The 20,823-nt window shown below is 43.7% G+C and carries 20 protein-coding genes and 1 pseudogene; 3 read left to right on the top strand and 18 right to left on the bottom strand.

What is annotated here, in order from left to right; translation table 11 throughout:
- Nucleotides 1–1,066: 1,066 nt before the first annotated feature.
- From J7I96_RS15320 to cymR, 14 genes are all read right to left on the bottom strand, one after another.
- The gene (locus J7I96_RS15320) at nt 1,067–1,357 is read right to left on the bottom strand and encodes a DUF1292 domain-containing protein (RefSeq protein ID WP_034308630.1); all 291 of its coding nucleotides are present in this window, start codon (nt 1,355–1,357) and stop codon (nt 1,067–1,069) included.
- Nucleotides 1,358–1,368: 11 nt separating this feature from the next.
- On the bottom strand, nt 1,369–1,794 hold the full coding sequence (ruvX, locus tag J7I96_RS15315) for a Holliday junction resolvase RuvX (RefSeq protein WP_034308633.1): 426 nt from the start codon (nt 1,792–1,794) through the stop codon (nt 1,369–1,371).
- Complete coding sequence (locus J7I96_RS15310) at nt 1,794–2,063, bottom strand: IreB family regulatory phosphoprotein (RefSeq protein ID WP_034311358.1); 270 nt, start codon at nt 2,061–2,063, stop codon at nt 1,794–1,796. Before J7I96_RS15310 ends, ruvX begins: the two co-directional genes overlap by 1 nt.
- A gap of 66 nt (nt 2,064–2,129) precedes the next feature.
- Nucleotides 2,130–4,766 (bottom strand): alanine--tRNA ligase, encoded by a 2,637-nt coding sequence (gene alaS / locus J7I96_RS15305; RefSeq protein WP_214925110.1) that lies wholly within the window; start codon nt 4,764–4,766, stop codon nt 2,130–2,132.
- A gap of 311 nt (nt 4,767–5,077) precedes the next feature.
- Entirely contained in the window at nt 5,078–6,154 is a 1,077-nt protein-coding gene (locus J7I96_RS15300; protein ID WP_214773446.1) for an AI-2E family transporter, read from the bottom strand.
- A 226-nt stretch (nt 6,155–6,380) separates the two neighbouring features.
- Entirely contained in the window at nt 6,381–6,596 is a 216-nt protein-coding gene (locus J7I96_RS15295) for a hypothetical protein (protein ID WP_034311361.1), read from the bottom strand.
- Nucleotides 6,586–7,044, bottom strand: a complete 459-nt coding sequence (locus tag J7I96_RS15290) for a PRC-barrel domain-containing protein (protein WP_214925107.1) — start codon at nt 7,042–7,044, stop codon at nt 6,586–6,588. Before J7I96_RS15290 ends, J7I96_RS15295 begins: the two co-directional genes overlap by 11 nt.
- A 138-nt stretch (nt 7,045–7,182) precedes the next feature.
- The gene (locus tag J7I96_RS15285; RefSeq protein WP_214925106.1) at nt 7,183–7,950 is read right to left on the bottom strand and encodes a TPM domain-containing protein; all 768 of its coding nucleotides are present in this window, start codon (nt 7,948–7,950) and stop codon (nt 7,183–7,185) included.
- A complete protein-coding gene (locus J7I96_RS15280) occupies nt 7,950–8,519 on the bottom strand; it encodes a LemA family protein (RefSeq protein ID WP_396020109.1) in 570 nt (189 codons plus the stop codon). The genes J7I96_RS15285 and J7I96_RS15280 overlap by 1 nt, the downstream gene beginning before the upstream one ends.
- An 82-nt stretch (nt 8,520–8,601) precedes the next feature.
- On the bottom strand, nt 8,602–11,007 hold the full coding sequence (recD2, locus tag J7I96_RS15275) for an SF1B family DNA helicase RecD2 (protein ID WP_214925094.1): 2,406 nt from the start codon (nt 11,005–11,007) through the stop codon (nt 8,602–8,604).
- 36 nt (nt 11,008–11,043) lie between these two features.
- Entirely contained in the window at nt 11,044–11,709 is a 666-nt protein-coding gene (locus tag J7I96_RS15270; protein WP_214773442.1) for a tetratricopeptide repeat protein, read from the bottom strand.
- Between the two features lie 121 nt (nt 11,710–11,830).
- Nucleotides 11,831–12,946 carry a tRNA 2-thiouridine(34) synthase MnmA gene (gene mnmA / locus J7I96_RS15265; RefSeq protein ID WP_034308651.1) on the bottom strand — a complete coding sequence of 372 codons (1,116 nt, stop codon included), beginning with the start codon at nt 12,944–12,946 and terminating at the stop codon, nt 11,831–11,833.
- Between the two features lie 29 nt (nt 12,947–12,975).
- Nucleotides 12,976–14,121, bottom strand: a complete 1,146-nt coding sequence (locus J7I96_RS15260; protein ID WP_214925092.1) for a cysteine desulfurase family protein — start codon at nt 14,119–14,121, stop codon at nt 12,976–12,978.
- A 60-nt stretch (nt 14,122–14,181) separates the two neighbouring features.
- Nucleotides 14,182–14,601, bottom strand: coding sequence for a cysteine metabolism transcriptional regulator CymR (gene cymR / locus J7I96_RS15255; RefSeq protein WP_034308657.1), 420 nt, complete (start codon nt 14,599–14,601; stop codon nt 14,182–14,184).
- 279 nt (nt 14,602–14,880) lie between these two features.
- Between cymR and J7I96_RS15250 the strand changes: the two genes are divergently transcribed.
- Nucleotides 14,881–16,146 carry a replication-associated recombination protein A gene (locus tag J7I96_RS15250; protein WP_214773494.1) on the top strand — a complete coding sequence of 422 codons (1,266 nt, stop codon included), beginning with the start codon at nt 14,881–14,883 and terminating at the stop codon, nt 16,144–16,146.
- Between the two features lie 545 nt (nt 16,147–16,691).
- Here the strand turns inward: J7I96_RS15250 and J7I96_RS15245 are convergent.
- Both J7I96_RS15245 and J7I96_RS15240 read right to left on the bottom strand, forming a co-directional pair.
- Nucleotides 16,692–17,108, bottom strand: a complete 417-nt coding sequence (locus J7I96_RS15245; protein ID WP_214925090.1) for a hypothetical protein — start codon at nt 17,106–17,108, stop codon at nt 16,692–16,694.
- 133 nt (nt 17,109–17,241) lie between these two features.
- On the bottom strand, nt 17,242–17,535 hold the full coding sequence (locus J7I96_RS15240; RefSeq protein WP_214925089.1) for a hypothetical protein: 294 nt from the start codon (nt 17,533–17,535) through the stop codon (nt 17,242–17,244).
- 213 nt (nt 17,536–17,748) lie between these two features.
- On the opposite strand from J7I96_RS15240, the pseudogene J7I96_RS28045 reads away from it, so the two are divergent.
- Together J7I96_RS28045 and tagU are read left to right on the top strand one after the other, a co-directional pair.
- Nucleotides 17,749–17,886: pseudogene (locus J7I96_RS28045) on the top strand (ABC transporter ATP-binding protein); the annotation flags it as partial.
- A 278-nt stretch (nt 17,887–18,164) separates the two neighbouring features.
- Nucleotides 18,165–19,094: a polyisoprenyl-teichoic acid--peptidoglycan teichoic acid transferase TagU gene (gene tagU, locus J7I96_RS15235; RefSeq protein ID WP_214925087.1), complete on the top strand. Its 930-nt coding sequence runs from the start codon at nt 18,165–18,167 to the stop codon at nt 19,092–19,094.
- Between the two features lie 809 nt (nt 19,095–19,903).
- Here the strand turns inward: tagU and J7I96_RS15230 are convergent.
- The gene (locus tag J7I96_RS15230; RefSeq protein ID WP_214773436.1) at nt 19,904–20,392 is read right to left on the bottom strand and encodes a VanZ family protein; all 489 of its coding nucleotides are present in this window, start codon (nt 20,390–20,392) and stop codon (nt 19,904–19,906) included.
- Nucleotides 20,389–20,520, bottom strand: a complete 132-nt coding sequence (locus tag J7I96_RS28430) for a YwzD family small protein (protein ID WP_285289451.1) — start codon at nt 20,518–20,520, stop codon at nt 20,389–20,391. Before J7I96_RS28430 ends, J7I96_RS15230 begins: the two co-directional genes overlap by 4 nt.
- Nucleotides 20,521–20,823 lie beyond the last annotated feature (303 nt).

Here is a 20,823-nt window from a genome sequence, read left to right as displayed (position 1 = left end):
CCCTGCAAACTCACACCAACTACAGAATGGTTTCTAGATGATGCTTTTTCTCTAATTAATCTTTGCTTCGAACATTATACTAAAATCAACAAATAATTACATGTTTTTTGCAAAACTACATTCATCAATACTCTATTTATGGCAAAAATGCACTAGTTTTGTCAATATACAGGTATTATTTAATAGGAAAATGAGGGGATATTGATTTCCGCACCAGGCACTCCCTTTGATGCGTTTTTCCCGCAGAGACCCGCTACCTTACTCCCCAATCAACTATTTATTAACTTAGAAACCATACTCGAGGAGTTGATGGTGCCGCTTGGGGTAAGTTGGTTCGGGAACATCATTTGATGAAAGATATGTTTCCGAACTCTTTTTGCCCACAGTCTTTTTATGGCTTGTACAATCTAGACGTTGATTTACGCTCCAGGGACTCACTTTCCGCGGGCTGTCTCGGGAGCCTCCTCGGCTTCCGCCTGCGGGTCTCCTTAGACACACTTTTCCCGCAGGAGTCTCGCACACCCGCTCCAATCAACTCTGTTTTAATTATACTCAGCTTAAAATGTTTCCTGCATATGTTGGCATTTTAGGGAAAATTACAGAAATATTCATATAGGAATGCCATAATAATTTGAGGAAAAGGAAAGGTGTGAAGGAGTTGGACCATTCTTATTTTGTAGGTTGGGGACATTGGCACTCATTAACGCCGGACTTGCTCAAGGGAAAAATAGAATGGCGCTGAACTGGTTCTTGCTATCATTATTTTTGGGTCCGTTCGCTACTTTTATGCTTTTATTCGCAAAGAAAAGATAAGTGGTTACTGGTACAAAAATGAAAAAACGACCTTTATGCCTGCAATTTTATACAGGTTTTTACAATTCGAACGTTTATTTCACTCCAGGTACTCGCTTTCCGCGGTTTTCGTCTGCGGGGTCCTCCTTTGATATGCTTTTTCCGCAGAGGTCTCGCACACCCGCTCCAATCAACCTAAAATAGTTTCGTAAAAACAACAATCATTACGAAAAAAGCAAAAAAAAAACCGACCTTTAGGGGCCGGTTTTTTCATTTATTCTTCTTCCGCTTCTTCTTGGTCAAGGAATGTATTTAACATTTCTTCGACAAGATCCCACTCTTCTTCTGTTTCGATCGGTGTAAGTTCACCATCTTTATTATCTTCGCTCGGTACGAATGATGAAGCGTGGATTTCAATTTCTTCCTCTTCATCTTCTGCAGACATCGGATAGTAAAGTACATAAGATTTGTTGAATTTATCTGAGTCGAATGTGAAAAGGATTTCGCAAAGCTGCTCGTTTCCGTTTTCATCTACTACTGTAATGTTGTTTTCGCCGTGTTCCATTTGTATTCACCTCATATTGAATTTGTTTGTCTGTCCAAGAATCCTTGCAGAATCATGACAGCTGCCATTTTATCAATGACTTTCTTGCGTTTGCTTCGGCTCACGTCCGCCTCAAGAAGGACACGTTCAGCCGCCATAGTTGTCAACCGTTCATCCCAGAGAAACACCGGCAGCTTGAATTTGTTTTCTAATCGTTTAGCGAAATCTTGGCTGATCTCGCCTCGCGGTCCAACGGTCCCATTCATGTTTTTAGGTAAACCGAGGACAATTTTAGAAACATCATGCTCTTTTATAATTTCATTGAGGCGTTTAAAGCCGAAGTCATTTCCAGCTTCGTTAATTTTGATCGTTTCCAATCCTTGTGCAGTCCAACCCATCGCGTCGCTCAAGGCAACGCCGATGGTTTTTGAACCTAAATCAAGTCCCATTGTGCGCATTAGTATTCCTCTCGATGGTTCTTAAGATACGACTTAACCAATTCTTCGATGATTTCATCGCGTTCAAGCTTACGAATAATGTTTCGAGCATCCATATGGCGCGGGATGTAGGCCGGGTCACCAGATAATAGATAACCGACAATCTGGTTTATCGGGTTATAACCTTTTTCCTGAAGTGCAACATATACTTGAGACAATACTTCTTGTACATCTCTTTCGAATGGTTCTTCGGGAAAATTAAATTTCATCGTTTTATCAAAGGAACTCATTAACATGCACCTCTCCTCAGCGTCCAGAATCCACTATTACCTTCATTGTACAACACTTTCCATTGATTATGAAATCGATAAGACCCATTCTTCAACAAAATTAAGTGCTGCATCCAATTTTTTAGGGTCTTTTCCGCCGGCTTGAGCCATATCTGGACGTCCGCCACCGCCACCGCCGCAACGGGAGGCAACTTCTTTCACCAATTTACCAGCATGGAAACCGCGTTCGATGTAATCCTTGGTCACCCCGGCAATCAAATTGACTTTATCGCCTTGGGCCGAACCTAATACGATAATGACAGAATCGAGCTTTTGTTTCAAATCATCCGCCATTGCACGCAGATTATTCATGTCGGTGGCTTGAACCTTCGCCACCAATACTTGAACACCATTTACGTCTTTTACGTTAGTAACAAGGCTGCTTGCTTCAATATTACTTAATTTCGCTGTAAGGCTTTCATTCTCACGTTGAAGATCCTTCACTTCTGCCAGTACCGTTTCAATTCTTGAAGGTACGTCTTTCAAGTTCGTTTTCAATTTAGCAGCTGCGTCCTTCAAGACACCGATTTGATCGGTCATCAATTTGTACGCCCCGGCACCCGTTACAGCTTCTATACGGCGAGTTCCTGCACCAATTCCGCTTTCGGAAACGATTTTGAACAAGCCGATCACCGCTGTATTCGGAACGTGGACACCGCCGCAAAGTTCCAAGCTGTAATCGCCTATTTGAACGACACGGACAATCTTGCCGTATTTTTCGCCGAACAAGGCCATTGCGCCCATAGCCTTGGCTTCTTCGATGTTTTTATAATCCGTATTCACTTGTAAGCTTTGCCAAATCTTTTCATTTACAATCGTTTCGATTTGTTCAATCTCATCCGCCGTTATCTGGCCAAAATGAGAGAAATCGAAACGAAGGCGCTCAGCCTGTACGAGTGAACCAGCTTGGTTGACATGTGTACCAAGCACATCTTTCAACGCCTGATGCAAAAGGTGCGTAGCTGTATGGTTTTTCGTGATATGGATGCGATTTTCTTGATTTACCGCAGCAACGATATTGGAATCTGCTGTTAACGTGCCGGCCGTAACTGCTACTCGGTGCAGATTTTGGCCATTAGGAGCTTTTTGGACATCAAGGACATCAACCTTCACCGATTCACTGGCCATCGTTCCTTTATCGGCTATTTGTCCGCCGCTTTCCGCGTAGAAAGGAGTCTTGTCCAATATCACTTGAACTTCTTCTCCTTCTTGTGCCTCCGTTACAAGCTCGCCATTTTTAATGATGGCAGCAACTTTGGCTTCGACAGCAACTTGATCATATCCGACAAATTCACTTTCAACTTTAATATCGCCCAATACCCCGCCTTGGATTTGCATGGAATCAACATCTTGACGCGCTGAACGGGCACGTTCACGCTGAGCATCCATCTCTTTTTCAAATCCAGCTTGATCGACCGCCATGCCTTCTTCTTCTGCATACTCTTCCGTTAACTCAATCGGGAAACCATATGTGTCATATAAACGGAATGCATCGCTGCCCGGAATGGTCGTATTGCCTTTTTCCTTTTCCTTTTTAATGACCTCGGAAAGGATGGACAGTCCATCATTCAGGGTTTCGTGGAAGCGTTCCTCTTCATTTTTGATTACTTTTGCAATGAATTCTTTATTCTTGAGGACTTCAGGATAGAAGTCTTTCATGATTTCACCGACAACCGTCACAAGCTCGAACATGAATGGTCGGTTGATGTTGATTTGCTTAGCATATCGAACCGCTCTGCGAAGTAAACGGCGCAATACATAACCGCGGCCTTCGTTGGATGGAAGAGCCCCGTCACCTACTGCAAAGGCTACCGTACGAATATGGTCGGCAATGACTTTGAATGCCACATCTTTTTCTGCATCAACACCATACTTCACATCGGATATCTCTTCGACTGCGCGGATGATTGGCATGAATAAATCTGTATCATAGTTCGTCGCCACATCTTGAACGACGGAAGCCATACGTTCAAGGCCCATCCCTGTATCGATATTTTTCTTTGGAAGCGGTGTGTAAGAACCGTCCGGATTATGGTTGAATTGAGAAAATACAAGATTCCATACTTCCAGATGACGTTCATTTTCTCCGCCTGGATATAGTTCCGGATCATTCGGATCATCGCCGTATGCAGGTCCGCGGTCATAGAAAATCTCCGTATTCGGACCGCTTGGACCTTCTCCGATATCCCAGAAGTTTTCTTCCAGGCGAATGATCCTTTCAGCAGGAACACCGATTTTCTTATTCCAAAGTTCGAATGCTTCATCATCTTCAGGATGGATCGTCACAGCCAATTTATCTTTGTCGAAACCAATCCATTTTTCATCGGTCAAAAATTCCCATGCCCATGTAATGGCTTCTTCTTTGAAATATTCACCAATGGAGAAGTTTCCGAGCATTTCGAAAAACGTATGATGACGTGCCGTTTTCCCCACGTTTTCAATATCGTTTGTTCGGATCGCCTTTTGAGCATTCGTAATCCTCGGATTTTCAGGAATCACCCGTCCATCAAAATATTTCTTTAACGTCGCCACCCCGGAATTGATCCAAAGCAATGATGGATCTTCATGAGGAACCAATGACGCACTTGGTTCGATGTTATGTCCTTTTTCACTAAAAAAGTCTAAATACATTTGGCGGATTTGAGCACCAGTTAAATACTTCATATATATATCCTCCTTATAAAAATTATGTAATTTTGAGCACACAAAAAAACCCCCATCCCAAAAACAGGGACGAGAGTTGACTCGCGGTACCACCCTGATTATGGACGCAGGAATTCATCCCAGGCCCATCACCTTCATAAAAGCCTTAACGCGGCGTGACGGCAGGTATTAGCTGCTCTCAGGACTAGCTTTCTGCTGCTCTTCACCTGGCAGTCCCTTTCAGCCTGGGGGACCCCTCTCTTTAGATGGACTTCAGCATACTTCATCCTTCAACGAATTATCTTATGTTATGGATTATATTCACAAGACTTTTATTTGTCAATAAGGGGCGGCTTCTTTCTAAAGTGAACGCGGGCATGAAGTACAAAAACTTTCAACACAGCCAAGATGGGAATCGAAAGGACCATGCCGACGATACCGCCTATTTCGCCTCCGGCCAATAATGCAAGCATGATGAACAGCGGATGCATATGAAGGCTTTTACCGACTATTAGCGGCGACAGGATATTTCCTTCAAGAAATTGAAGGACAAGCACGATGACCGCGATGATCAACACCATTTTAACTGACATTGTCGCGGCGATGACCACAGCAGGAATGGCCCCAATAATCGGTCCGAAATACGGTATGACATTCGTTATTCCGATTATCGCCCCCAAAAGAAGCGGATATTTCATTCCGGCTATCCAGAAGAGCAGCGAGGAAATCAAGCCGATCACGACACAGACGATGATTTGTCCGCGGATATAGCCGCCAAGCGACGCATCGACGTCACGAACGAATGCCCGTCCCTGATTGCGCCATTTTTTCGGGGTCATATACCATGCCATTTTTTTTAAAACGGTGAAATCCTTCAGGATATAAAAAGCAATGAATGGAATCAACGCAATCAGGACGATGAAATCAATCATCTTCATTGCATACTCCATCGCCTTTTCAGGTATGCGCTTCAGCCAGCCTTCGAAGAGGGTGACACCCTCTTCGAATCTTTCATGAATTCCGAACGGCCAGGCCGCCGTTTGATGATTGAGCTTATCAATCCTGCCGCGGTACTGTTCAACCAGTTCCGGCACGCTTTCCGAGAGCTCGCGAACCTGACTGACGATCACTGGAATCCCTTTATAAACGGCAAAACCGATCCCCCCGAAAAACAACAAATAGATGATCGTGATCGAAAGCCAGCGACGCATCCCTTTCTCATTAAAATATTCCACTACAGGGTGCAGCAAGTAACTGATGAACGCACCGATCAAAAAGGGCAGCAGTACCGTCACACATACAGTAACGGCAGGTCCCCACATGGGCTTAAGTTTCATAAAAATATAGATGACGAAAAATAAGAGCAATAAAAAACCCAGGCGATAAAACCACTTTAGCCGAATACTCACAATAAACACCCCCCGCTCATTTATTGTTCGAAAGGCGGAAGGTTTTCATACATAAAAAAGAGTGCCCTCATTATCAGGACACCCATTCCTGCTATAATAATGACTTTAATCTTTTGCGTATTTTCTTCATGTTCCGTTTGATCATCTTCGAGTTCATCAAGTCAGAACCCATATTCATTAGAGTATTGCGTGAACGTTTAGCCATTGCAAACACCTCTTCCGTTATTTACATACCGAAGCGGCGGTCATTTTCCTCAAACAAATCGTCCAATGAGCTTAAACTTCCATCTTCCTCGACTTGGTGCGTATTGATGAGACCTTCGGACAGAGTCATTTCAATAAAGCAATTCCAACAATAATATTGATTTACGCCAATCTTCCCAACATCTTTACTGCGGCAATTCGGACATTTAATTTCCAAAATGGACACCTCACTGTTCATAAACTGAAACAATGATGGTGTCCTTCCCTAATGCAGGCGGCTGTTTTGATTCTATCACTGTCGACTCCGAGAAAAACCCATCCGTTGTTTCATACGCTATAATCGTGCCCATTTTTTCCTTGAAATATACATCCTGCAGTAAACCAAGTTCTTCGCCCATTTCTGAAAACAGCATGCGTCCCAATAATTCGTCCTTCGAGAGGCAAATGGAATCCGCAGGTACTTTCGTTAAGATTGAATCTTGCTGGCTGATGACGATCCCATCTGGACCGAATGAAGAAATATCGTCAAGTCTCAAATGAAAAGCTCTTTTGAACAATGCTTGCTGATGAACGACCAAGCCCGTTACCTGTCCCATTTCAGAAATTGATAAATCGTGGACCGTGCCGATTCTTTCTCCTTTGATTGTAAAAACCGGCATTCCTTTCAATAAAGAAAACGTCCGCAAGGTCATCCCGCCTTTCCGAACATTTTTATTATCTCTTTACTCCTGAAAATAGATGTGCTGAAAGGTTTTCCATTGTTGGTCCAACACAGGGGCCATACATAAAAAAAAGACCGGTTTCCCGGTCAGATCCACCTGTTTTCACCAGCCCCTGCTGGCACCTCCGCCACCGGAACTTCCGCCGCCGCCCCGTGGACCGCCGCTTCCGCCTCCACGGCCGCCTCCGCCGCGACTTATGAATATCAAAAGGATATTGATTAGCGTTTGAAGGAAAAACCCTTTAAAGAACTTGGCATCGAGGATGAATACGATGATGACGACGATGATAATGAAGAAAATCTGTAAACCTGATGGCTTAAAAGTTTCTGACTCCGGCTGAACGGAGAGATCTTGATAAAACTCGTCACCTAGGTTGTATTCTTTCGTGACGTCGTTATATACAGCCTTATAGGTCTCCGTCAGGGCAACATCATATTTCCCCTCTTTCAGCGCGGGGATAGCCACACCATCCAAAATCTGTCCAGATTTTATATCGGTAATGGCCCCTTCCAAACCGTACCCCACTTCAATTCGGATTTTCTGTTCTTCCATGGCCAGCACGATGAGGACTCCATTGTTCAGCTCGGCATCACCAAGCTTGAATGATCTAAATGCCTCGACCGAGTACTCCTCGATCTCGGACCCTTCCATCGAATCAACCGTCAAAACGGAAATTTGTGCTTTTGTGGCATCATCCAATCGTTTCCCTAGTTCGATGAGTTCGGATTTTTCCTGATCATCCAGGACTCCGGCGAAGTCCTGAACATATATATCCCCAACTGGTTCAGGAATGTTAGGTTGTGCTGCGGCCACGTTTGCTAGACTGAACGTGAGAATGAAGAATAGCGCAAACACAGCGAGTTTTTTCATTATTTATCGCTCCCGAAATCAACCTTTGGCGTTTCTTTTTCTTGATCGGTCACTTCAAAATATGGTTTGGCATCGAACCCGAAAGCTTCTGCCATCATATTCTTCGGAAAGCGTTTAATCATCTTATTATAGTCGGTCACTTCATCATTATAGTCTTTTCGTGCTACTGTCAGCCGATTTTCCGTGCCTTCCAAACTATCCATGAGACCTTTAAAGTTCTCATTGGCCTTTAAATCCGGATAGTTCTCGACAACAACCAAAAGACGGCTCAAGGCCCCGCTCAATTCTTGATCGGCATCAATCGCATCTTCAGTCGAATTGGCACCTGCCAGCTTCGAGCGTGCATCACTCACAGCTTTAATGGCTTCCGTTTCATGCGAGGCATAACCCTTCACCGTTTCAACAAGATTCGGAATCAAATCCGCTCTTCGTTTTAATTGATTATCCACTTGTGACCATTTATTATCGACGTCTTCACTGGCACTAACAAGTCCGTTGTACGAAGATGCGCCATAAATGACCAGCAGAACGACAACGACTATCCCGATTATCCAACCTTTTTTCATCAAATCCCCCCTGCTCACATATAAGTTATATCCTTATTAGTTCCACCAAAACCATGAATTTTAAACAAAATTAATCAAAATGAACCTACATAAAATCATATGGCGTGACATTCTCCATCCCGATCATCGGGTCAGCATGCATAAGAATGTCAAGATAACTTGCCTCTTGATGTACCTCACCCTTTTCAACCGGCATTTCTTCTTCACTCAAGATCTCCCGCAGCTTTTCACGCAAAGTAGTTTTCCGCCGCATCTCATCATTACGCTCGATCCCTAAACGGAATGCATCTTCTTCACCACATAGGATCAAGAAATTTTTACTGCGGGTAATCGCCGTATACAATAAATTACGGCGGAGCATCCGGTAATAACTTTTCACTACAGGTAAAATGACGATGGGGAATTCGCTTCCCTGCGACTTATGGATGGAGCAACAATAGGCATGCGTAATCTGGTTCAAATCCTGCTTCGTGTAAGTCACTTCGATGCCTTCGAACGATATGATCACTTTATCGACAGAATCGGTATTTTCTTTAGCGAACAATATGGACACGATTTCCCCCATATCGCCATTAAAGACACCCTCTTCTGGCTGGTTCACCAGTTGAAGCACCTTATCTCCTGTTCTATATATCACATCTCCGAATTTTATTTCCCGCCGCTTTTCATTCGCATTGCTATTGAACACTTCCTGAAGCATTTTATTCAGTGCATCAATTCCGGCAGGCCCTCTATACATGGGAGCCAGCACCTGTATATCTTTGGCCGTGAAGCCTTTCGTCCTGGCATTGGCAACCACTTTCTCGATTACTTGGGGGATTTGGTTGGTTTGGCAGCGAATGAACGATCGATCTTCTTGCTGTTTCGTGACATCCTCCGGAAGCCTTCCTTTTTTGATTTCATGGGCCAATTCAATAATCGATGACCCATCAGCTTGACGATATATATGTTCGAGACTGACAGTCGGTACACAATTCGATGCAAGCAAATCCTTTAAAACCTGCCCAGGTCCAACAGATGGAAGCTGATCTTCATCACCAACCAATATCACTTGGACATTTTCCGGCAGAGCTTTAAACAATTGATGGGCCAGCCAAGTATCCACCATCGAAACCTCATCGATGATCACGATACGGCCATCCAGCTGATTATCCTCATCATGGGAAAAGCCTTCACTCCCGTTCCACCCCAGCAAACGGTGGATCGTAACTGCAGGGAGCCCCGTCGACTCGGCCATGCGTTTCGCTGCACGGCCAGTAGGAGCCGCAAGCACGAATGGAAAAGGATCGCTTCCTTCTTTTTTATAATCGTTAATGTCCATGGATACACCATGCAGCTCTGCATATAGCTCAACGATGCCTTTGATGACTGTCGTCTTACCGGTACCCGGTCCCCCCGTTAAGATTAACATCGGTGATTGCAGGGCTGTTTGGATCGCTTCCTTTTGGGCCGGGGCATAGGAAACATCCAGCCGCTCTTCCAGCTCCCCAAGTGCCAGCAAGAACTCCGATTCGGGGAACTGGTCCTCATACTCGGTTTGAGCAAGCAGCCGCTTGATGTTCATCACGATTCCCTTTTCCGAATAGAATAGCGAAGGCGGATAAATTCGTTGATCCTCGACAACTATTTTCCCCTCTTGCGTCAATTCGATTATTTCCGAGGAAATGTTGGTGAACTCAATGCGATCCCGTTTATTTTCCTCCAGCAGCCGTTTGACCGCTTCCAAAAGCTGCTCGGCTTCTATGTAAATATTTCCGTCCTGGAGGCATTGGGATTCAAGCGTATACAAGCACGCAGCCTTGATTCGGTCGGGGTGGCTGCCGGAAATGCCCAGCTGATGCCCAAGCTCATCCGCCCGTCCAAAACCAATCCCTTCAATATCCTCTACGAGCTTATACGGATTTCCCTGAACCATTGTGATCGTATCCTGCTTATACATTTGATAGATTTTCATCGACAGCTGCGGACCGAAGCCATATTGATTCAGGGCGATCATAACCTGCTCCAGACCTTGATGCTCGACTAATGTATCATAGAGGCCCTTTGCCTTTTCCCCTGATAGCTTCGGAATATCATCTAGCAGTGAAGGCTGAGCCAGAATTTTTGAAATGGCCTTATCACCCAGTGTCTCGACAATGCTTTCGGCTGTTTTTTTCCCAATGCCCTTGAAAAGGTCACCTGATAAATAACTGACGATGCCTTCCTTGGATTGAGGCAAATCCTTGCGAAAATGCTCTACATGAAATTGAAGGCCAAAACGCGGATGTTCCTTCATGGCCCCATAAAAAATATAGATCTCATCCTCATGCATCCTTGGAAAATAACCTGTTACGACCGCTTCCTTCTCTTCATAATTCAGATTCGTTTCATGCACGCGAATTCTCACAACCGAGTACATATTTTCTTCATTATGAAAGATCGTCACTAAATGACTGCCTTTCATGAACATTTTCTCTTCTGAAAACAAATCCAACGAATCTTGCTGGCTCAACTCTTCTCCCCACCTTTCCATGCATATGCTTTTTATTTACTCAGCATTCATTTCTTCCAACAGTTTCTTACCGTGCGCTGCAAGCATATGGTCAGGCTGTGCTTCCAAAGCCTTATCAAAATAAACCATCGCGGCCTTGGCATCCTCACGATACCCTGCAAACGCAACGCCTAAATTATAATAAGCATCCGCATGGCCTGGATCCTGTTCCACAACTTTATTCAGTTGATTGATCAATTCATCATACAATTCCGCATTAGCAAGACATAACGCATATTGGAATCTTGCATCAACATCCTCAGGGCTCAGCTCCACCGTTCTCTGCAGATAAGGCATCGCCAGTTTCGGTTGATCCAATGCCATCAATGTCAATCCAAGCATGAAGTAAGCATCGCTGTTATCCAGTCCCAGGCGGATGGCCTTTTCAAACATATCCTTCGCTTCGACCAGTTTAGAATCGGATTCATAATATAAGTTTCCTAATGAATAGTACGCCGCTGCTGCATTTTCATCCAGCTCGATCGCCTTTTTGTAAAACTTGACCGCTTTTTCCGTTTCACCGACGGCAGTCAATACATTTCCAAAGTTTATGTAAGCAACAGGCTCATTCGGATTTTCCTCGATCGCCTCATTAAAAACTTTTGCCGCTTCTTCGTATTTGCCTTGCTGCATAAATTCAATACCTTGTTGATTCTTGTCCATATCCATTCACACTCCATTTTTATAATAAAAAGTATAGCATAAGCCAGGGGTCGAATTCAGGCGGTCACCCGCAATCCAAAAGAAGTCCCCAACCGCAAACACAGCTGGGGACATGATTATTTTACCCTACGTAAGTCAGTTTTTCACCTTTTTTAAATACTTCATCAATCGTACCGCCGCCAAGGCACACTTCACCATCATAGAAGACGACTGCTTGTCCAGGTGTTATCGCACGGACTGGCTCATCAAAGATGACTTCGACATCACCATTGTCCAAGACCTTCACCTTAACACCGCTATCGTCCTGACGGTACCTGAATTTTGCCGTGCATGTAAATTCATCGGCAGGCGCATGTTCCGCCACCCAGCTGACATTCACGGCACGAAGGGAATTGGAATACAGCACATCATTATCAAAGCCTTGACACACATACAGTACATTGCGCTTCAAGTCTTTACCCGCAACAAACCAAGGATCGCCGCTGCCGCCAATTCCCAGACCGTGACGCTGACCGATCGTGTAATACATCAATCCGTCATGCTTGCCCATTACCTTGCCATCCATCGTGACCATATCACCGGGCTGAGCTGGGAGGTAATTGCTTAAAAACTCTTTGAAATTGCGTTCACCGATAAAACAGATTCCTGTGGAATCTTTTTTCGTTGCTGTGGCAAGACCCGCTTCTTTCGCAATTTCACGGACTTCCTTCTTATCAATATGTCCAAGCGGAAACATGACTTTTTCCAACTGTTCTTGAGTAAGCTGGTTCAAGAAGTACGTCTGATCTTTATTATTATCGACACCGCGTAGCATTTTGTATTCGCCATCCCGGTATTCAACCTGTGCGTAATGACCTGTAGCCACATAATCGGCACCAAGGCTTACCGCGTGTTCAAGAAAGGCCTTGAACTTGATTTCCTTATTGCACATTACATCCGGATTCGGGGTACGGCCCGCTTTATACTCATCCAGGAAATAAGTGAAAACTTTATCCCAATACTGCTTTTCAAAATTGACCGCATAATAAGGGATGCCGATTTGATTACAAACGGCAATTACATCATTGTAATCTTCCGTTGCCGTACAGACTCCATTTTCATCTGTATCATCCCAGTTCTTCATGAAAATCCCGACCACATCATAGCCTTGATTCTTCAATAGCAGGGCTGACACAGAAGAATCCACGCCTCCTGACATACCCACGACGACGCGGGTGTCCTGTGGTGCTTTTCTCATTCTGTCACCTCATTTATTTAAAGTAAGAATTATCTTCTCACTAATCTGTTAACGATTTTCACGGTGGTTTCAGCCGCCTGCCTTACTTCCTCTTCCGTGTTGTTCAAACCGAAGCTGAAACGAATCGAATTCTTCGTCCGTTCCGAATCTTTCCCGAACATCGCCACAAGCACATGCGACGGATCGATTGACCCGGCAGTACAAGCGGACCCGCTCGATACAGCAATACCTGCCAAGTCCATATTTACGAGCATCGATTCCACATTCGTACCCGGAAAACTAACATTCAGCAAATGCGGCAGCGACTGTTCCATGGATCCGTTAATTTCATATTGTACATCCGCCTCATCAAAGACGGCAAGCAATACGTCTTTGTATCGCTTGTATTGCTCCTTTTTCTTTTCCATCGTGCTCTGTGCAATTATAACAGCTTCTGAAAAACCGGCAATTGCCGGCACACTCTCCGTACCAGCACGGCGCTTGCGTTCTTGTTCCCCGCCATATAAATGCGGATTCAGCTTCAATCCTTCACGAATATAAAGAAAGCCGATTCCCTTGGGACCGTTGATTTTATGCGCAGATACACTCAGCAAATCCACACCCAGCTCACGAACATCGATAGAGATCAAACCATATGCCTGAACCGCATCCGTATGGAAAATGGCTTGATGACCCTTGAGCACCTGCCCGATTTCAGCAATCGGCTGGATCGTACCCACCTCATTATTGCCGAACATGACCGAAACCAAGATCGTGTCGTCCCTCAATGCCGCCTTTAAATCGGCAATTGAAATAAGCCCCGCTTCATTCACAGGTAAATATGTGACCTCAAAGCCAGACTTCTCTAGGTATTGGCAAGTATGCAAGACCGCATGATGCTCAATCTCCGTCGTAATGATGTGCTTCCCTTGTTCTTTATAAGCATTCGCAACACCAATGATCGCCGTATTATCAGCCTCGGTTCCGCCGCTCGTGAAAATGATTTCATTCCGCCCGGCACCGATGCTCGCTGCAATGCTCGAACGCGCCTCATCCAAAACATGCCGCGCCTCCCGTCCAAAAGCATGAATGCTCGACGGGTTTCCGAAATCATTGCTCATGACCCTCATCATCACATCGATCACATTCGGATGCATCGGTGAAGTCGCAGCATGATCTAAATATATTCTGTCCACTTTTTTGTCGCCTCCATTAAAAAACGCAAGCGCCTACATAATAGGCGCATTGCTGATCAATTAAATATAGTACATATAAGAATCGATTTCACCCGTATCCTTGTAGCTCGCCAAATCCATAAGCGTCGTATTATCCAATACATCCTTCACGGCATCGCGAATCCTGATCCAAAGCTGACGCTTCACCGGCTCTTCATCCTCTATTCCCTCAACAGGCGTAATCGGCCCTTCCAATACACGAATGACATCACCCGAAGTAATCTCCTGAGGATCCTTAGACAGGACATACCCGCCATAAGCACCGCGGACACTCTTCACCAACCCCGCATTACGAAGCGGCGCAATCAACTGCTCCAAATAATGCTCCGACAAATTATGCGTCTGGGCAATCGATTTCAAACTCTTCGGGCCTTCTCCATAATGTTTAGCAAGCTCGATCATGATCGTCAAACCATAACGGCCTTTAGTAGATATCTTCATACATATACACCTCAAATTATTTATCCGTTTCTAAATTCTTTTGAAATTATAGCATATTCCCGCCGGAAATGCATTCACCCGCCCTTCCTTTGACAAATTATCCTAATTGGAGAGGTAGGTTAAGTGGAAATAAAGAATGAAATGTAAACCTTTCGAGGGGCATGATCGAATCATTCGAGACTGCCATAATGGGAAATCCCCCTCTTTTTATAGCATAATCAGCGCATTTACCCCATCAGTTGTGATACCTTATATAAAAAGGAGAGGTGCGCAATGAATATTAAACCGCTTGCTTTCCGGATGCGGCCTCGATCGATTGATGAGATCATCGGGCAGGAGCATCTGGTCGGTGAAGGAAAAATTATCGCAAGGATGGTAAAAGCCAAGCAGCTTTCTTCCATGATCCTGTATGGTCCGCCGGGAATTGGCAAGACATCGATCGCAAGTGCGATTGCCGGAAGCACGAAGTTTGCGTTCCGGACGCTGAACGCAGTGACCAATAATAAAAAGGATATGGAAATCGTGGCAGCCGAAGCTAAAATGTCCGGTAAAGTGATTTTGCTGCTTGATGAGGTTCATCGGCTCGATAAGGCGAAGCAGGACTTCCTATTGCCTTATCTTGAAAACGGGATGATCACCCTGATCGGTGCAACGACCAGCAATCCCTATCATGCCATCAACCCGGCCATCAGAAGCCGGTGCCAGATTTTCGAGCTCAAATCATTGGTAACCGATGATATAACCAAAGCGCTGGAACGGGCACTTCATGATGAAGAGCGGGGACTTGGTGCATATAAAACCGAGGTCAGCTTTGATGCCCTTACCCATTTCGCGACTGCTTCGAACGGAGATGTCCGCAGTGCCCTTAACGCACTTGAACTCGCCGTCATTTCCACAGAACCCGATGAGTCCGGAACCATTCATATAGATCTGCAAATTGCCGAGGAATGCATGCAGAAAAAAAGCTTCTCGCATGACAAGGATGGAGATGCCCACTATGATGTCCTGTCGGCTTTCCAAAAATCCATTCGCGGCAGTGATGTGAATGCAGCCCTTCATTATTTGGGTCGCTTGGTCGAAGCCGGCGATCTTGTCAGCATCGCCCGCCGCTTGGTCGTCATCGCTTACGAAGACATAGCTCTTGCCAATCCCCAGGCTGGTCCCAGGGCCCTCGCTGCCGTCGAAGCCGCTGAACGACTCGGTTTCCCTGAAGCCCGGATTCCACTTGCCAACTCAGTGATCGAATTATGCCTATCACCTAAATCGAATACGGCCATCGTCGCAATCGATGCAGCTCTATCAGACATCCGCAGCGGCCATAGCGGCGATGTACCAGATCATCTTAAGGATGCCCATTACAAAGGGGCCACAGAACTCGGCCGCGGCATCGACTACCTTTATCCGCATGACTACGAGAATGGATGGGTGAAACAGCAATACTTACCGGACAAACTGCGCAGCAAAAAATATTACAAACCGAAAAAGAGCGGGAAATTTGAACAAGCACTTGCCTCGGTCTATGAAAATATCGAGAAAAAGAAATAACTCCGGATCACTTCCAATCCGGAGTTTTTTTATTGAAAACTTTCAACATGCCTCATGTTGACAAAACTTCCTCCCCATTGTCCATTCATCATCTCAATGAAGCCATCTTTCACCGCACTGATCATCCCACTAATCAAACGGACGCAAACTAAATTGAGCACGGACCGGTTTATTGGTTTGTAAACAGAAAAGTGTACAGCTACATTCCACGTCTATTAAAATCCGAACTCATGAATCTTTCCAAAGAGTTCCAGTTCAATATATTGACCAATATCCCGCAAAAAACCACCAATAAACCATTGTGTTTTAATCATTATAGGCAATATGTACAATTGTCAGCCGAACACTCCGGTTAGGTTCTTCCTTAAGAAACCGCTTAAGCTAAATTCCCTCTGATCGCCTTGCTTGGCCAATTTTCCCCGCAGAAAAAACAGGCTTCCCGTATCTAGTAAATGGATTACAATCCTAGAGTCAAGTACGGGTCTAGCGGCATGTCCCTTTACAAAAGAAGGCACAACAACTCTTTGGTTGCTGTACCTGTATGGTCAATCTTCGTCTTTATAGATACCCTTCGATGCTTTAATCATATTATCCAGCCACATTTTCTTAAATATATTCACACGACGAGGAGTGCCATTTTCCTCACTCTCAGCTGAATTTTCAGCGGAAAGTATTTCATTTGAATTGCCTTCATCTGATGAACTTTCCGTTGAACTGCTTTCATCTGATGAACTCTCCGTTGAGCTGCTTTCATCTGATGAACTCTCCGTTGAACTGCTTTCATCTGATGAACTCTCAGTTGAATCACTTTCGTACGATGAGCTTTCCGTTGAATCACTCTCGTACGAGGAGCTTTCCGTTGAATCACTCTCATACGAGGAGCTTTCCGTTGAATCACTTTCGTACGAGGAACTTTCCGTTGAATCACTTTCGTACGATGAGCTTTCCGTTGTATATTCCATTTATTCTTTAACCTCCAAAATTTATTTATCCTCTAGGGATATCCGTACTGCATATATATGTTCCTACTTTCTAATAGGGACTTTGCTTATCACCCATTTTTAAGTAAATAATTTAACTAGTTATTAAATCTGATTAGCTTTCCGTTGAATCACTCTCGTACGATGAGCTTTCCGTTGAATCGCTCTCGTACGATGAGCTTTCCGTTGAATCCCCCTCGTACGATGAACTTTCCGTTGAATCACTTTCGTACGATGAGCTTTCCGCTGAATTACTTTCGTATGATGAACTTTCCGCTGAATCGCTCTCGTACGATGAGCTTTCCGCTGAATCGCTCTCGTACGATGAGCTTTCCGCTGAATCACTTTCGTATGATGAACTTTCCGCTGAATCACTTTCGTATGATGAACTTTCAGTTAAAAATTCCATTTGTGCTTAGCCTCCAAGACTTATTTATTCTTTAAGGATATCCGTATTGCATATATATGCGCCTTCTTTCTTGGAGGGACTTTGCTTATCACCCATTTTGAAGTAAATCTTCATCAGCTTGGAATATTTAGTGGAACCATTTCACCTGGTCAAATTATTAGACCAAACAAAAAAACTCGGACTCATTTCCGAAGCTACTTTATGATTTTCACTAAATTAGTGCTAGCACTGTCTCGGGAGATATCAGTCGTTTTATTGGATGAACCATTCTCAGGCTTGGACGTTATGGTCCAGGAGCCGATTGTACAGAGCTTGCTGTCATATATCAAATTTGAAAGGCAAATAGTTATCAGCACGGCAACGACATTACTTCTAAAATAGACTTGCAACCTCTAATATATGGATTTAAAAAAATAAGAACTAGGCCAAATTGCACAGACAAGAACGAAAGTAGTGTAATTTTTCCGATCAGCCACACCTTTATCTAACTCCACCCCCCTCAAGAATGCTCTAGTTACTAGCACTAAAATATGCCAAAGGTATTATAAAATAGCAAAATATACTATTCTTTTACTATGAAATTAAATATAATAGATGAAGTGGTTACAAAAAGAGGAAGGAAGTAAACTATGAGACATGAAAAAAAGAAGAAAAAGAAACGGACATGGCTGAAGGTAGTCGGGGTAATTGTCCTACTATTCATATTAGCTGGGGGAGCCTTTGCCTACTCCGTATGGAATTCACTGACTAAAACCGTTGATACGATGCATACACCAATAGACCGTACCACCGATAAACGAACGAAAGACCTTGAACTATCAGATCAGGAGCCTTTCTCGATGCTCATGCTCGGTGTCGATGAACGTGAAGGCGACAAAGGCCGCTCAGATACTATGATCGTCTTGACAGTCAATCCACAAAAGAAATCGGTCAAAATGCTAAGCATTCCGCGTGATACCCGGACCGAGATCGTCGGTCATGGGACACAGGATAAAATCAACCATGCATTTGCCTTCGGCGGCGCGAAAATGTCCATGGATACCGTTGAAAACTTCCTTGATATCCCAATCGACTATTATATGAAGATCAATATGGAAGGCTTTAAGGATATCGTGGACGCAGTCGGCGGCGTGACCGTTCAAAACGATCTGGATTTCACTTATGAAGGCGTCCATTTTGCAAAGGGAAGCATTAATCTTAACGGAGAGGATGCGCTTAAATATTCCCGAATGAGATATGACGATCCGAATGGTGATTATGGCCGTCAATCCAGACAACGTTCCATCATCGAGGCTGTCATCAAGGAAGGCGCTAGCCTTTCATCACTGACGAAATACGATGATGTATTCGATGCTTTAAGTAAAAATATCCAGACGAATTTGACGTTTGATGACATGATGGATATCCAAAAGAACTACAGGGATGCAAGCAAAAGCATAACGCAAGCGACAATTCCAGGAAATGGAACGAAAATCGACGGAGTCTACTATAATATCGTGTCGGATGAAGAAAAAGAAAAGGTTCAATCCGAATTAAAAGAACAATTATCCATTAAATAAGAAAAAATGAAAGAGCTGTCCGGACCCGCATCCTGACAGCTTTTTCATTTTCCCCGTCCAATATTCTGACAAAAAACGAACACCAAATGTAGAGATTTGTTGGAATTTTTGTTGTTTATTAGGCATGAAAAGACGGTATAATCTAATATGAGCTGACAATACCATCTTCCCCTTGCCCCTTTCATCACTTGAAACTATTATCCTTGGACCCGGAAAATTCCATCAACCATCATTCATCAACTAGAATAAATAATCCTAAACAAAAGGAGTGGATTTAAATGAAAATCAAAGCAGGCAGCTGGGCTATGCTAAGCAAACAGGACAAAATGTTTATTCTGAAAGCCATCAGTGACCGTTCAAGAATGAAATATGTTTCATGAGAAGTAGCTCTTTTCGGCAATATATGAGAGCATCGCCTCTCCCTTTTCAATAAAACAAACTGGAGCCTGAAAAAGGAGAGGAATCTATTTAAACCGAAAATCCTATAACAAACAGCATTCGCCTTTTTCCTTAACGACATAGCAATTTTGTTCCAAAATAAACAACCTATAGCGAGATTTGAAGACCTGTGTAGCTCTGGTATTTCATAGGCCGATTTATGCTGCCTCCCAACCTAATCCAGACACTAGTTTTTCACATTCTTAAGTATCAGCCCAGAAATCATACTGAAAGGCCTATACTTCCACATTGTAAAATCGCTCGGTAAATGAAAAGCATACAAGCCACCCACATAGCGTAGCATTCATAAACGACAAATAAGAAGCATGTTGTAGACATGCTCCTTAATTAAATGTATTGAAATAAGTACTTCAGATCCGATGACGCCTTCTTCTTCGATAAATGAAAAGAAAACAGAAGATTCCAAGCAAACCGCCAAACGTATCCAGCATGACATCCTGCCATAAAGGGGTACGGCCACCGGTTATTTTCTGATGCAATTCATCTGCACTCGCATAAAAAAGGACACATATAAGAGCCCCTGAAAACGAAAGTATAGGATTCCTTACAAAACTGCGCCAAACACCCAAAGTCAATAAACCAAACACAAAAAAGATAAAAAGATGGGCACCCTTCCGAATGAAAAACTCCACAAAACCACTTACTCCAGCTGTTTGGGCACTAACCTCAACCCCTCCATACATGAATGAAATGCCACTTAGCTTATCATACCAATACGGCGTATTGAACTGCGCCAAAAAAGGGGTAACGCTTTGCTCCTCATACGTCTGCGAGGAAAAAAAGAAGATTAGCATCGCCCATGAAATGAGAAGGATGGGGAATATGTATTTACGGATCATACTCTATCAGTCTCCTCCATGATCCCGCTTAATTTCTCCTTAAGCTCCTCCACAAATTCATTTACAGTAACATCCTGCCCAGACTCACCTTTTGTAAAAGTGTCTTTTAAAATATCAAAAAAATCCATTAGAATGACCCTCTCCATTTTTAATATAGAACACTAAATAGCTAGATACTATTCACCTACTAAACCATGAATTTTGTATGGGCAGACACTGATACTTATATAAAGAAGCATTTTTGATTCTTTTTCAAAGACGATAATGTTTTCATACTTTTTTTCAAACCTTCTTCTAAATACAATCATACAAACACATAAATCTTATGTCTTATTTAAAATAGTATTTCCCCAAATTATAAGACCATAATGAGGGAGGATGTTCTATTTATTGAATTTGAGAGACACTCCGATAATTTACACATAAGTATA

Source organism: Bacillus sp. ISL-78 (assembly GCF_018613455.1).
Lineage (GTDB): Bacteria > Bacillota > Bacilli > Bacillales > DSM-1321 > Peribacillus > Peribacillus frigoritolerans.
This window is presented reverse-complemented; position numbering and strand designations above follow the sequence as displayed.

What these genes read in the sequence shown, in the direction of transcription:
- ruvX (WP_034308633.1), bottom strand. Translation starts at nt 1,794, where the DNA reads ATGCGCACAATGGGACTTGATTTAGGTTCAAAAACCATCGGCGTTGCC.
- J7I96_RS15245 (WP_214925090.1), bottom strand. Translation starts at nt 17,108, where the DNA reads ATGGAATATACAACGGAAAGCTCATCGTACGAAAGTGATTCAACGGAA.
- J7I96_RS28430 (WP_285289451.1), bottom strand. Translation starts at nt 20,520, where the DNA reads ATGGATTTTTTTGATATTTTAAAAGACACTTTTACAAAAGGTGAGTCT.
- mnmA (WP_034308651.1), bottom strand. Translation starts at nt 12,946, where the DNA reads ATGAGAAAAGCACCACAGGACACCCGCGTCGTCGTGGGTATGTCAGGA.
- alaS (WP_214925110.1), bottom strand. Translation starts at nt 4,766, where the DNA reads ATGAAGTATTTAACTGGTGCTCAAATCCGCCAAATGTATTTAGACTTT.
- J7I96_RS15310 (WP_034311358.1), bottom strand. Translation starts at nt 2,063, where the DNA reads ATGAGTTCCTTTGATAAAACGATGAAATTTAATTTTCCCGAAGAACCA.
- J7I96_RS15230 (WP_214773436.1), bottom strand. Translation starts at nt 20,392, where the DNA reads ATGATCCGTAAATACATATTCCCCATCCTTCTCATTTCATGGGCGATG.
- J7I96_RS15270 (WP_214773442.1), bottom strand. Translation starts at nt 11,709, where the DNA reads ATGGACAAGAATCAACAAGGTATTGAATTTATGCAGCAAGGCAAATAC.
- J7I96_RS15295 (WP_034311361.1), bottom strand. Translation starts at nt 6,596, where the DNA reads ATGAACAGTGAGGTGTCCATTTTGGAAATTAAATGTCCGAATTGCCGC.
- cymR (WP_034308657.1), bottom strand. Translation starts at nt 14,601, where the DNA reads ATGAAGATATCTACTAAAGGCCGTTATGGTTTGACGATCATGATCGAG.
- J7I96_RS15240 (WP_214925089.1), bottom strand. Translation starts at nt 17,535, where the DNA reads ATGGAATTTTTAACTGAAAGTTCATCATACGAAAGTGATTCAGCGGAA.
- J7I96_RS15285 (WP_214925106.1), bottom strand. Translation starts at nt 7,950, where the DNA reads ATGAAAAAACTCGCTGTGTTTGCGCTATTCTTCATTCTCACGTTCAGT.
- J7I96_RS15320 (WP_034308630.1), bottom strand. Translation starts at nt 1,357, where the DNA reads ATGGAACACGGCGAAAACAACATTACAGTAGTAGATGAAAACGGAAAC.
- tagU (WP_214925087.1), top strand. Translation starts at nt 18,165, where the DNA reads ATGAGACATGAAAAAAAGAAGAAAAAGAAACGGACATGGCTGAAGGTA.